Raw genomic sequence first — 12,532 nt, forward strand, 5'->3', positions numbered from 1 at the left:
GGGGGTTTAGGGGGGGGGGGGGGGTGGGGGGTGTGGGGGGGGCGGGGGGAGGGGGGGCCCGAGGGGGGGAGCGGGGTGTGGGGGGGCCCCTCGCCACGTCAGCCGATCCCGGTGATCTCCAGCTCCCGGCCGCTGCGCAGCTCGCTGGAGGGCCGATCGCAGCGCGGGCACCAGAAGAACGGCGGCATGCCGACCGCGAACTCCTCGGCGCACGGGCCGCAGTAGGCCTGCGCGGGGACGTGCTCGACCACGAGCCGGGCCGCGGCGAGGGCGGTGCCGTCCCGGGCCACCTCGAAGGCGAAAGTCAGGGCGTCGGGAACGACGCCGGACAGCTCGCCGACCCGGACGGTCACCGCCGAGACGGCGTCCGTCCCGTCCGCCCGGGCGAGCTCGTCGGCCCGCTCGACGATCGCGGTCGCGATCGACAACTCGTGCACGGCGGGCTCACGGGTAGCGGTTGCCGGCGCGCATCCCGCCGGCCATCCGCCAGATCCGCAGCTCGCGCCGCAGGCTCGGCAACTCCCGCACGAACAGCGCGAGGACCAGGGCGCCGACCACCGCGGCCTCGGCCATCAGCAGCCGCTGACCCGTGCGCGATGCCGTTGTGCTTCCCGTTCGTTGGACCGTCATGTCCGGCGACTCCCTACTGTCTGTTCCCTCATGCCGGAGAGATGTTCGGCATGACGTCCAGGAGGGCGTCGTGCCGCTTCCAATGGATCCCGGTGGAGCGGCGCGCGTCGGCGGTGCCGTCCTCGTGATGGCCGACCTGGCGCTCGTACGGCCCCTTGTTGCCCTGGTGCATGCCGGGCACATGCCCGGTCTGGTCGGGCTTGGCCTCGGCGCGGCCGACCCTGATGCTGCCCATGGATGTGCTCCTTCCTCGCCTCCGCGGAGCGGAGTGCGTCCTCACGACCGTTCGGTGAGGTCCGCGAAGAACCTCTCGACGGCCGGCCAGACCTCGCCGCCCCCGGACAGGCCCTGCCACGCGTGGCGTACGACGGCGACCATGCGGAAGCAGTCGTCGACCGGTACGAGCCAGTGGTGGTCGAGGCCGTGGACGGTGTTGACGAGCAGGGCCTCGACGTCGGGCTCCATGGCGGCGAGCTGCGGATGCGCCGCGGCCAGGCGCTGCCAGGCCGCCGCGTCCACCTCCCACCGCATGGCCCCGGCCGGGCTCGGACCCTCGGCGGTGACCGTGCCGTCGGCCCGGGGGACGAAGAAGACCAGCCCGACGGGCACGCCCAGGACCTCAGTGTCCACCCGGGGCAGCCTGATCCGCCTGCGGGGAACGAGGCGGTAGCGGCCCTCGCCCGCTCCGTCGCCGGCGAACAGCACGGAGCAGGGGCCGCAGGCGCAGCAGATCCGGTGCTCCCCGGTGTCGTAGAGGTGCGGATGCTCGCCGGCCACCGGCGCGGCGCACAGGTCGCACCGCTCGTCGGCCTCCACCGGTGTGCGGATGAGGCGGGCCAGGGCCCCGTCCGTGGTCACCGTGCCACCCGGCGCGTCAGGTCGGTCAGCGGCACGAAGGCGGCCGGAGCGGCTGCCTGTACCGGCTCGACGGCCGTCAGCTCGGGAGCGGCGGCCAGCACCGCCTCGCGGACCACGGCCGAGACGTCGGCCGACCCGCCGCCGCACCCGGAACCGCAGCCGCCGCCCGCGGTCAGCCGGACCCGGCCCACCCCCTCCTCCACGCCCGCCCACTCCACGTCCCCGCCGCGCTCGCGCACCGCGGGCCGCAGACGCTCCACCGCGCGGGCGGCCCGCCGCTCGGCGGGTTCCGGGTGGATGGCGTGCAGGACCAGCAGGTGTCCCACCAGCTCGTCCTCGGTGAGGTGCGCCGCCAGCCGCTCGTCCGCGTGGTCCATGACGCGGGCCAGCGCCTCGCCGTAGATCTCGGTCAGCAGCCGGACCGCCTCGATCGCGGAGCGGTTGGCGGGGCCGGGCGCCGACTCCAGTCCGGCCAGCAGCTCGTCGAGCCGGGCGAGCCGGCCCTCGACCGCCGGGTCCGCGAGCCGCCCGGCCGGTGCCCCGGCCTCAGCCATGGTCGGCCCCGTACGTCGGCGAGTGCAGGGTCGTCAGCGTCTTGCCGTTGCCGACGTACATGTGCACACCGCACGGCAGACACGGGTCGAAGCTGCGCACGGTGCGCATGATGTCGACGCCCTTGAAGTCGTCCGGCCCGTTCTCCTCGAAGATCGGCTGGCCCTGGACGGCGTCCTCGTACGGGCCGGGGGTGCCGAACTTGTCGCGGGGGCTGGCGTTCCACGGGGTGGGTGGATACGGGTGGTAGTTGGCGATCTTCTTGTCCTTGATCACCAGGTGGTGGGAGAGCACGCCGCGCACCGCCTCGTGGAAGCCGCAGCCGATCGCCTCGTCGGGCACCTCGAAGTTCTCGAACACCTTGGTGTCGCCGGCCCGCACCAGGCCCATGGCCTCCTCCACGAACTGCAGGGCCATCGCGGCCGCGTAGGCGACGAAGTACGGCCGGGCGCGGTCGCGTTCGAGGGTGTTGCTCCACTTCGGGACCCGCCATTCCAGGGTCGTCTCCGGCAGCGTCTCGCCCTTGGGCAGCGAGATGCGCACGCTGTTGCCGGTGGCCTTGACGTACGGGGTGTCGACCAGGCCGCTGAGCGCGGTCGACCACAGCCGGGCCAGTGCGCCGCCGCCCGTGTCCAGCGCGAGGTGGTCGCCGGTGCGCCCGTCGAGCCAGCGCGGGCTCATCACCCAGCTGTACTTGTCGTCGAAGTCCCGCTTCTGCGGCACCGGGACGGTGGTCTGGTTCCAGGGGTGGCGCATGTCCACGGGGTTGCCGAGCGGGTCGTGGGTGACGAAGGGCTGCTCGTTCACCCAGTCCTCGTAGTACGAGCTGCCCAGCATGATGCGCAGGCCGAGGTTGATGTCGACGAGGTTGTTGGTGACCAGCTCGCCGTCGACGATGATGCCCGGGGTCACGTACATCGCCTTGCCCCAGGCGTTCATGTTCTCGTAGCGGTAGTCCACGACGTCCGGGTTCTGCCAGGCGCCCCAGCAGCCGAGCAGGGTGCGGCGGCGGCCGACCTCCTCGTAGCCGGGCAGCGCCTCGTAGAAGAAGTCGAAGACGTCGTCGTTCATGGCGACGGCCTTCTTGACGAAGTCGATGACCCGCATGAGCCGGCTGAGGTAGTCGGTGAAGACGGTCGGCTGCGGCAACGTGCCGACACCGCCCGGATACAGCGTGGAGGGGTGCACGTGCCGCCCCTCCATCAGGCAGAACATCTCCCGCGTGATCCGGCTGACCTTCAGGGCCTCCTTGTAGACCTCGCCCTCGAAGGGGTTGAACGCCTTCATGATGTCGGCGATGGTCCGGTAGCCGTGGATGTGGCCGTGGGGTGCGTCGGTGCGCTCGGCGCGGGCCAGCACGCCGGGGTTGGTGGCCTTGACCATCGCCTCGCAGAAGTCCACGAAGACCAGGTTGTCCTGGAAGATCGTGTGGTCGAAGATGTACTCCGCCGCCTCGCCGAGGTTGACGATGTGCTCGGCCAGCCGGGGCGGCTTCACGCCGTACGCCATCTGCTGTGCGTAGCCCGAGCAGGTGGTGTGGTTGTCGCCGCAGATGCCGCAGATGCGCGAGGTGATGAAGCCCGCGTCGCGCGGGTCCTTGCCCTTCATGAACACCGAGTAGCCGCGGAACAGGGACGAAGTGCTGTGGCACTCCACGACTTCCTGGTTGGCGAAGTCGATCTTCGTGTAGATGCCCAGGTTGCCGATGATGCGTGTGATCGGATCCCAGGACATGTCCACGATCTGCGGCGGCTTGCGTCCGGTGGGCCGTGCCTCGGTGGTGGTCATGGCTGTTGCTGCCCCTAGCTGTCGGTGTTCCTCGGGTCCGTGGGTGGAGTGCGGGCGTTCGCGCGGTGTCAGGGCCGCCAGTGCGGGTCGTAACCGCTGGTCAGCTTCTCCTTGTTGTGGCGCCATCTGGGCTCGTGGTTGACGAGCTCGTTGGTGAAGCCGCGCAGGCGGCGGATGACGGCGCCGTACGGCTTGATGACGAGCGACGACAGCGTTCCGCCGGGCGGCTCGTCCATGAACGGCATGAAGGCGTCGGGGAAGCCGGGCATGGTGCAGCCGATGCAGATGCCGCCCACGTTCGGGCAGCCGCCGACGCCGGCCATCCAGCCGCGCTTGGGCACGTTGCAGTTGACGACCGGGCCCCAGCAGCCGGTCTTCACCAGGCACTTGGGGGAGTTGTAGTCGCTCGCGAAGGTCGCCTGCTCGTAGTACGAGCCGCGGTCGCAGCCCTCGTGGACCGTCTTCCCGAACAGCCACTGCGGGCGCAGCATGTGGTCCAGCGGGGGCGGGGGAGCGTCACCGGCCGCGTGCTGGAGGACCCAGACCAGGGTCTCCATGAAGTTCTCGGGCTGGATCGGGCAGCCGGGCACGTTGACCACGGGCAGCCCGGCCTGCGACGTGTAGTCCCAGCCGAGGTAGTCCGCGAGGCCCATGCAGCCGGTCGGGTTGCCGGCCATCGCGTGGATGCCGCCGAACGTCGCGCAGGTGCCGGCGGCGACCACCGCCCAGGCCTTCGGGGCGAGCTGGTCGATCCACCAGTTGAGGGTGTGCGGCTCGCCGGTCTCCGGGTCGTTGCCGAAGGACGTCCAGTAGCCGTCGCCCTCGATGATGTTCTGGTTGGGGATCGAGCCCTCGATGACGAGGATGAACGGCGCCAGGTCGCCGCGGGCCGCGGCGCGGTAGGGCGCGAGGAAGTCCTCGCCGCCCAGGCTCGGGGAGAGCACCTTGTTGACCAGGTTCACCTTCGGCAGGCCCGGGATCAGGCCGAGCACGATGTCCTCGATGGAGGGCTGGTCGGCGGCCGTCAGGGAGACGGTGTCGCCGTCGCAGCTCATGCCCTCGGAGATCCAGAGGATGTGGATCTCGTCGATGCCCTTGCGGGCCTCGGTGTGTTCGCCTTCGGTGGGTTGCGCTGTCATGTCATCGGCCTCCGCTGCAGGGGGTGTCGGAGTCGGTCGGGAGCACTGCCGGGGCTGCGGCGGAAGCCGGGGCCCGCGGCCGGTCCGGTGCGTCGGCGGCCTCGAGCGGTTCGAGTTCGTCGGGCCGGAAGTAGTGGAAGCGGCCGTACCAGCTGTTGAGTTCGGCCGCGGGGTCGTCGTCGAGGGTGACGGTCAGGTGGGTGCTGCCGTCCACGTCCCGCAGCACGGCGGCCACCTGGGCGGTCCGCCCGGCCAGGAACATGTCCTGGGCGTCGGCGCCGCGGCCCCGGGGACGCAGCCGCACACGGCTGCCTCCGCGCAGGGCGATGCCGTCGACGAGCACGGTGTCGGTGGCCGGGGACAGCCCCGCCTCGGCGTCCTCGCGCCACCAGGCGGGGCGTTCGGGGGCGGGGGCGGCCGGTGTCAGGGAGCGGACGGCACCGTGCAGACGCGCGAAGACCTCCGGCGGCATCGTGTCGACCCGGTCGAGGATCGCGGCGGCCCGCGGGTCGGTGGCGCGGGCCTCCAGCTTCTCCTCGTCCGTCAGCAGCATGGTGCGCAGGGTCAGGATCTCGTCGATCTCCGCGGCGTCGTGCAGATCGCCGGGGCTCTCGGGCGCCACCTGGGGGTGGTCGGGCAGGATGATCGGCGAGGACAGCACGAGCGCGCCGGTGCCCGTCTCCTCGGCGGGGACCTCGCCCCCGAGTACCGGGAAGGTGAACTCGTTTCGGCACGCGCGGGCGTGCTCGCGCAGCTCCTCGGGCGGATCGATCAGCGAGGCGAACTCCAGGCCGTCGCCGGTGATCAGCGTGTGCGTGGCGACGAGGGCGCGGCACAGGGCCTTGTCGCGCGGGGCCCGCGGATCGGGCGCCGGCCCGCAGTTCACCGTGCGCACCCGGAGCCGGCAGACGTCCTCGCAGAGCCGCTCGGCCGTGAGCGTGGCCTCCGCCCGTACCTCCTCGCGCCACCGGACCACCCGCCCGGCGAGCCCGGGCAGCGGTTCGACCTCCGTGGCGCCCGGTGCTCCGACGGAGACGGTACGTCCGCTCCTCAGCAAGTCGCGCAGGGGGACGGAGAGTTCGGCCTCGCGCGGCACGGCCTCCTCGAAGGTCAGATGCGTCGTGCCGTCTGCGGTCCGCAGTGACGCGACCGCACGGTGGCCGCCCTCCGGGCCGGCCTCCTCCACCTGCTTGTGCTGCGTCTGCAGGTACCGCACCCGCACCCGTACGACGGCGTCGGCCCGCCGGGCGCGCACCAGGCACTCGGTCTGCTGGTACCAGGAGTCCGTCGCTCCGGACAGCCCCGGGAGGACCGGCCCGGACGCCTCCGCCCAGTCGCGGGGGAAGAGCACGCCGAACTGCCAGCGCACACGGTTCTTGGCCGAGGAGCGACGGTACGGGTAGAGCAGATAGCCCTCGTAGAGGACGGCGTCGGCGACGGCGCCCAGCTCCTCGAAGCCGCGGCGCACCGGCTCCGGCGCCCGCCCTGCGCCGCTTTCCGGCACAGCGCGCACCGCCTCGGCCTCGGTCAGGCCCTCTGCCATCCCGCCTCCTCGGATCCGGATGCGCGCCCATGCCTTCCACCACGGTCACCCGGCAAACCGGGCCCCGCCTCTTCCGGCAGACCTGCGTGAGCCGTTCAGGTGACGAGGTGGTGCGGGGCGGGACAGGGGGAGCGGGTCCGGTACGAGGTGACCGCTAGGCGCTCAGCGGTATCCCGTGCTCGTCGGCGAAGATGCGCCGGCACTGGCCGTTGCAGAACCCGTGCACGGTGCCGTCGACCTCGAGGGTGAGGTCGGTGGCGGCGAGGTCGACGGTCATGCCGCAGACCGGGTCGATGACGGTGCCGGGCGGCAGGTCGTCCGTGGCCAGCTGTGCCACGGCGTCACGGTGCGGGGCGGTCAGGTGCCGGATGAGGTCGAGGCTGCCCATGGGACGGCCGTACAGGCCGAGGCTGCCCTCGGCGACACCGACGACGTGGACCAGGGCGTGCGGCTCGTCGCGGAGCCGATCGGGATCGCGGCCGGCCGCCGCCTCGGTCTCGCAGAGGGCCTGGGTGAGGCGGTCGATGGCATGACCGCTCATCTCCTTGCGCCAGGCGGCCGGGGCGGTGACGCGGACCAGGTAGCGGGGCGGGTTGGCGGGAACGGACGAGCCCTCGGGATCGGTGGGGTCGACCCCAGCGCGGTCGCCGGTGACCCACGCGGCGGGCTCGTGGACGAGGACCTGCGTCAGCGCGCGGGCGGAGTCCATCACCGCCTGGGCGTGGGAGTCCTCGGTGCCCATCAGCGCGTCGACGAGCCGTCTGCCCGCCTCCTGGCGCTGTGCCTGGTCCAGGACGCCCGCGGGTGCGAAGAGTTCGATGAGAATCATTCCCTCATGCTCGGCCGACGGGCCGGGGCGGTCGTCCTGCCGGGGAAGCGGGTTCCGGCTACTCCGAGCGCAGTGGCGGAGTACTGCGGCGGGAGTAGGTGGTGCTGGCGGATCACCCACGCCGTCGCGCACGCGCGGCGACCGGTGGTCGCTCCGTTGGGCCGGATGCAGCAGCCGGGAGGGCCCGGTGCCGGGCGCGGGGAAAGGCTGGGCTGCAACATCGGTCCGCCCAGGGAGTTTTGATGCCCCTTCGCCTCGTCCCGACCCGTTCGCCCGCGCTCCGTTCCCGCCTGCGCGCCGGCTGTGTCGTCGCCGTATGCCTGACCGCGCTGTGCCGGCCGGCCACGGGCAACGCGGCCGTTCCCGCGCCGCGCGACGGCGACCTCCAGGCGCAGCTCGAGCAGCTCGTGCGGGCTCCCGGCGGGCCGCCCGGCGCCATCGCCGTGCTGCAGCGGGACGGCGCCACCCGGGTCGTCCGGGCAGGTGTCGCGGACCTCGCCACCGGACGGAGCCCGAGCGTCCGCGACCACATGCGCATCGCCAGCACGGCGAAGGCGTTCAGCGGGGCGGTGGCGCTGAGCCTGGTGAACCGGCACGCGCTGCGGCTGGACGAGACGCTGGGCGAACGGCTGCCGGGCCTCCCCGCGGCCTGGCACGCCGTGACGCTGCGCCAGCTCCTCAACCACACCAGCGGTCTGCCGGACTACTCGCAGGACGCCGAGTTCCGGAGCATCATCACCGCCGACCCGCACCATGTCTTCGACTCCCGCCGCCTCCTCGACTTCGTCGCCGACCAGCCCCTGAACTTCCCGCCGGGCAGCCAGTACCGCTACTCCAACTCCGACAACATCGCCGTGGCGCTCATGGCGGAGGCCGCGACCCGCACCCCGTACGAGCAACTCCTGCGCACGCTCGTCTACCGGCCGCTCGGCCTGCGCGCCACCAGCCTTCCCCAGGGCTACCGGATCCCCGAGCCCTATTTGCACGGCTACGACACGGCCCCGCCGCCGGAGGACGTCAGCGAGGTCATCGGCGCCTCAGGTTCCTGGGCGTCGGGAGGGATCATCTCCACGCCGGCCGACATGACACGCTTCGTCCGCGGCTACGTCGGCGGCGCGCTCTACGACGGACGGCTCGTGCGCGAGCAGCGGCGCTGGATCCCCGGCGCGTCCGAACCGGCGGGCCCCGGCGCGAACATGGCCGGTCTCGCGCTCTTCCGGTACACCACCCGGTGCGGCGTGGTGCTGGGGCACACCGGCAACACCCTGGGCTACACGCAGCTGATCGCCGCCACACCCGACGGCCGGCGCTCGCTGACCTTCTCCGTCACCACGCAGATCAACGCGTCGCAGACCCCCGACCTGTTGAGCCGCATGCGTGCCGTTCAGGAGAACTTCGTCTGCGCGCTGCTCTCGCGTTCCCGGCACTGACCCGCTCTCGCTGTCCGCCCGGTGACGAGCGAAGATGGGGCGGCAAGCGTTTTGGTCAACCCATGTGGAGGAGCGGGCACATGCAGCACGAGCGAGCGGGCAAGCCGGCCGCCCCCGAGGACCTCGTCGACGTCGCCCGGCTGGTCACGGCGTACTACGCCCTGCACCCCGACCCCGCCGATCCGGGGCAGCGGGTGGCGTTCGGCACGTCGGGGCACCGCGGATCGTCCTTGGCGACCGCGTTCAACGAGGACCACATCGCCGCGACCAGCCAGGCGATCTGCGAGTACCGGGACCAGCAGGGCACCGACGGCCCGCTCTTCCTCGGCGCCGACACCCACGCCCTGTCCGAGCCCGCGCGGGTCACCGCGCTGGAGGTGTTCGCGGCCAACGGCGTGACCGTGCTCGTCGACAGCGCGGACGGCTACACGCCCACGCCCGCGGTCTCGCACGCCATCCTCAGCCACAACCGCGGCCGCGCCTCCGGCCTCGCGGACGGCGTGGTGGTCACCCCCTCGCACAACCCGCCCGCCGACGGCGGCTTCAAGTACAACCCGCCGAGCGGCGGCCCGGCCGGCTCCGACGCCACCTCCTGGATTCAGGACCGGGCCAACGAGATCATCGGCAGCGGCATGAAGGACGTACGGCGCATCCCGTACACCCGCGCGCTCGCCGCCGAGACCACCCGCCGCCACGACTACCTCGGTGCCTACGTCGCCGACCTGCCCAACGTGCTGGACCTGGACGCGGTCCGCGCCGCCGGCGTCCGCATCGGCGCCGACCCGCTCGGCGGGGCGTCGGTCGCCTACTGGGGCCGTATCGCCGAACAGCACCGGCTCGACCTGACCGTGGTCAACCCGCTCGCCGACCCCACCTGGCGCTTCATGACGCTCGACTGGGACGGCAAGATCCGGATGGACTGCTCCTCGCCGTACGCGATGGCCTCCCTCATCGAGCAGCGCGACCGCTTCCAGGTCGCCACCGGCAACGACGCCGACGCCGACCGGCACGGCATCGTCACGCCGGACGCGGGGCTGATGAACCCCAACCATTACCTGGCCACGGCCATCGCCTACCTGTACGCCCACCGCACCGAGTGGCCCGCCGACGCCGGGATCGGCAAGACCCTGGTGTCCTCCGGCATGATCGACCGCGTCGCCGCCGACCTGGGACGGCGGCTGGTCGAGGTGCCCGTGGGGTTCAAGTGGTTCGTGGACGGACTGGTCGGCGGCTCCATCGGGTTCGGCGGCGAGGAGTCCGCCGGGGCGTCCTTCCTGCGCCGCGACGGCTCGGTGTGGACCACGGACAAGGACGGCATCATCCTGGCGCTGCTCGCCTCCGAGATCATCGCGGTCACCGGGAAGACGCCGTCGCAGCACTACGCGGCCATGACCGCCCGCTTCGGCGAACCCGCCTACGCGCGCATCGACGCCCCGGCGACGCGTGAGGAGAAGGCGCTGCTGGCCAAGCTCTCCCCCGCACAGGTCACCGCCGACACGCTGGCCGGCGAGCCGGTCACCGGCGTGCTCACCGAGGCGCCCGGCAACGGCGCGCCCATCGGCGGCATCAAGGTGAGCACCGAGAACGCCTGGTTCGCCGCCCGGCCCTCGGGGACCGAGGACGTCTACAAGATCTACGCCGAGTCCTTCCGCGGCTCGGACCACCTGCGGCAGGTGCAGGAGGAGGCGAAGGACGTGGTGATGGCGGCGCTCGGCGGCTGAGCCGCCGGTTCGAGGGGCACAGGCCGCGGCGAGGTGACCGGCGGAACCTCGCCGCGGCCTACTCCACCCGTTATGTCGCTATCATCCCCTTAAACGCGTCATGATGCGGTTTACCCTGAAGGGGCTTTGGCCCACGGCCCCGCCGGAGTGATCGATGTCCCTCGAGCGTGCAGAGCACGGCGACGAACTGCTCACCAGACTCGGGTCGCTGACCGCCCAGGCCCGCGAGCTCGCCGAGCTGCAGCGCTCCCAGGTGGAGTTGGCGCTCGCCCTCCAGCGCGGCATGCTGCCCCGGGACCTGCCCTCCGCCGGCCGCCTCCACCTCGCCGTCCGCTACGTGCCCGCCTGCCACGGGCTCAACGTGGGCGGCGACTGGTACGACGCCTTCGCGATGCCGGACGGCCGTATCGGACTGTCCATCGGCGACGTCCAGGGCCACAACATCGAGGCGGCCGCCTTCATGGGCCAGGTCCGGGTCGGCCTGCGTGCGCTCGCCTCCGTCACCAGCGAGCCCGGCGAACTCCTCTCCCGGACCAACGACCTGCTCCTCACCCTCGGCACCGACCTCTTCGCCACCTGCACCTTCATAAGGCTCGACCCGTCCACCGGGGTGCTGGAGAGCGCGCGGGCCGGGCACATCCCGCACATCTGGGCCACGGCGGACGGAAAGTCCGGCATCGCCGAGGACGAGGGCGGGCCTCCGCTGGGCATCCAGCACGGGACGTGCTACCCGGTGACCCGTTACCAGCTGACGACGGGCGGCGTCTTCGTGATGCTCACCGACGGCGTCGTCGAGGGACCGTCGCTGTCCGTCGAGGACGGCCTGCAGCAGGTCGTACGGCTCGCGGGTATCGCCGCGGTCGCCGGGATGGAGGCCGACGCGCTCGCCGAGGGCGTGATGAAGGTGGCCGAAAGTGTCGGTCACGAGGACGACGCGGCCGTGCTCGTCGTCGGCCACGACGGGCCGTTCGCTCAGCCGTAGGGCCGCGCCACGGCCCTGTTCGCCTCGCCGTCGGGGCGGCCTCGGTGTCTGATGGCAGCTGTGGTGGCTCTTCAGGACCTGCGGCGGCCGGCCGTCTTCGCCCTCCAGACGCTGGCCGTCGCCGCCTGCTACTACGCCGCCGGCCGGCTCGGGCTGCTGCGGCAGCTCGTCGTCGAGCACGCCGTCGTCACACCCATCTGGCCGCCCACCGGCGTCGCGGTCGCCTGCCTGCTCCTGTTCGGGCTGCGCACCTGGCCGGGTATCGCGCTGGGCGCGCTCTTCGTCGTCATGTCCATCACCTCGATCCAGCCCGCCGTGGTCGGCACCCTCGTGGGCAACACCGCGGCCCCCCTCTGCGCGTACTTCCTGCTGCGCAGGGTGGGCTTCCGCAACGACCTCGGCCGGCTGCGCGACGGCTTCGCCCTCGTGTTCCTGGGGGCCTTCACGGCCACGCTGATCAGCGCGACCGTCGGTGCCGGCCTGCTGGTCCTGACCGGCAAGCTCGCCGGGGACGGCTTCTGGGTCGTCTGGTCGGCGTGGTGGGCCGGCGACGCGATGGGCGTCCTGATCATCACGCCGGTCCTCCTGGTGCTGTACGAGGCGCGCGGCCGGCTGCACGCGTCCCGGTGGAAGGAGACCGTGGGCCTGGTCGCCGCCGCCCTGGTGATCGTGCCCTACGCCAGCCGCAGCGACGTGAGCATGCTGTTCCTGGTCTATCCGCTGCTGATCTGGGCGGCCCTGCGCTTCCAGCTCGCGGGCAGCATGCTCTGCGCCCTCTTCGCCTCCGTCATGGCCACCGTCGCGGCGACGGACCAGATCGGGCCGTTCGCCCGGATGACCCGCATCGAGGTGATGATCAAGCTCCAGGCCTTCAACGGGGCGATGGCGCTGACCGCTCTCCTGCTCTCCGCCGTGATCAGCGAGCAGCTCAACACCCGGCGCTCGGTGGAGCAGGCGTGCAAGGAACTCGTCGAGGTCCTGGAACACCTCACCGCGGGGGAGAATCCGCAGGTCCGGCCGCCCAGGGACACGGACGACCGTCTGTGACGGCGTCCGGAGG

General features: G+C 72.2%; 13 protein-coding genes. 4 read left to right on the top strand and 9 right to left on the bottom strand.

Annotated features, from left to right (window positions below):
- Positions 1 to 98: 98 nt before the first annotated feature.
- From hypA to ACFU97_RS25115, 9 genes are all read right to left on the bottom strand, one after another.
- On the bottom strand, positions 99 to 437 hold the full coding sequence (gene hypA, locus ACFU97_RS25075) for a hydrogenase maturation nickel metallochaperone HypA (protein ID WP_384260382.1): 339 nt from the start codon (positions 435 to 437) through the stop codon (positions 99 to 101).
- A 7-nt stretch (positions 438 to 444) separates the two neighbouring features.
- A complete protein-coding gene (locus ACFU97_RS25080; RefSeq protein WP_384260385.1) occupies positions 445 to 630 on the bottom strand; it encodes a hypothetical protein in 186 nt (61 codons plus the stop codon).
- Positions 631 to 658: 28 nt separating this feature from the next.
- The gene (locus ACFU97_RS25085) at positions 659 to 865 is read right to left on the bottom strand and encodes a hypothetical protein (RefSeq protein WP_384260387.1); all 207 of its coding nucleotides are present in this window, start codon (positions 863 to 865) and stop codon (positions 659 to 661) included.
- A gap of 41 nt (positions 866 to 906) precedes the next feature.
- Positions 907 to 1,488 carry a DUF5947 family protein gene (locus ACFU97_RS25090; RefSeq protein ID WP_384260389.1) on the bottom strand — a complete coding sequence of 194 codons (582 nt, stop codon included), beginning with the start codon at positions 1,486 to 1,488 and terminating at the stop codon, positions 907 to 909.
- A complete protein-coding gene (locus ACFU97_RS25095) occupies positions 1,485 to 2,042 on the bottom strand; it encodes a NifU family protein (RefSeq protein WP_384260391.1) in 558 nt (185 codons plus the stop codon). The genes ACFU97_RS25090 and ACFU97_RS25095 overlap by 4 nt, the downstream gene beginning before the upstream one ends.
- Positions 2,035 to 3,828: a nickel-dependent hydrogenase large subunit gene (locus ACFU97_RS25100; protein ID WP_384260394.1), complete on the bottom strand. Its 1,794-nt coding sequence runs from the start codon at positions 3,826 to 3,828 to the stop codon at positions 2,035 to 2,037. The genes ACFU97_RS25095 and ACFU97_RS25100 overlap by 8 nt, the downstream gene beginning before the upstream one ends.
- Positions 3,829 to 3,896: 68 nt before the next feature.
- Positions 3,897 to 4,967 (bottom strand): hydrogenase expression protein HypE, encoded by a 1,071-nt coding sequence (locus ACFU97_RS25105; RefSeq protein WP_384260396.1) that lies wholly within the window; start codon positions 4,965 to 4,967, stop codon positions 3,897 to 3,899.
- Position 4,968: 1 nt separating this feature from the next.
- Positions 4,969 to 6,510 (bottom strand): hypothetical protein, encoded by a 1,542-nt coding sequence (locus tag ACFU97_RS25110; protein ID WP_384260398.1) that lies wholly within the window; start codon positions 6,508 to 6,510, stop codon positions 4,969 to 4,971.
- A 154-nt stretch (positions 6,511 to 6,664) separates the two neighbouring features.
- Positions 6,665 to 7,339: a hypothetical protein gene (locus tag ACFU97_RS25115; protein WP_384260401.1), complete on the bottom strand. Its 675-nt coding sequence runs from the start codon at positions 7,337 to 7,339 to the stop codon at positions 6,665 to 6,667.
- A gap of 242 nt (positions 7,340 to 7,581) precedes the next feature.
- Between ACFU97_RS25115 and ACFU97_RS25120 the strand changes: the two genes are divergently transcribed.
- The 4 genes from ACFU97_RS25120 (at position 7,582) to ACFU97_RS25135 (ending at position 12,519) form a co-directional block, all read left to right on the top strand.
- Positions 7,582 to 8,769, top strand: a complete 1,188-nt coding sequence (locus ACFU97_RS25120) for a serine hydrolase domain-containing protein (RefSeq protein WP_384260403.1) — start codon at positions 7,582 to 7,584, stop codon at positions 8,767 to 8,769.
- 80 nt (positions 8,770 to 8,849) lie between these two features.
- Entirely contained in the window at positions 8,850 to 10,490 is a 1,641-nt protein-coding gene (pgm, locus tag ACFU97_RS25125) for a phosphoglucomutase (alpha-D-glucose-1,6-bisphosphate-dependent) (protein WP_384260406.1), read from the top strand.
- A 154-nt stretch (positions 10,491 to 10,644) separates the two neighbouring features.
- Positions 10,645 to 11,472 carry a PP2C family protein-serine/threonine phosphatase gene (locus ACFU97_RS25130; protein WP_384260408.1) on the top strand — a complete coding sequence of 276 codons (828 nt, stop codon included), beginning with the start codon at positions 10,645 to 10,647 and terminating at the stop codon, positions 11,470 to 11,472.
- A gap of 51 nt (positions 11,473 to 11,523) precedes the next feature.
- Positions 11,524 to 12,519 carry an MASE1 domain-containing protein gene (locus ACFU97_RS25135; RefSeq protein ID WP_384260411.1) on the top strand — a complete coding sequence of 332 codons (996 nt, stop codon included), beginning with the start codon at positions 11,524 to 11,526 and terminating at the stop codon, positions 12,517 to 12,519.
- Positions 12,520 to 12,532: the final 13 nt, after the last annotated feature.

It is taken from the genome of Streptomyces sp. NPDC057616 (assembly GCF_042800575.1).
Classification (GTDB): domain Bacteria; phylum Actinomycetota; class Actinomycetes; order Streptomycetales; family Streptomycetaceae; genus Streptomyces.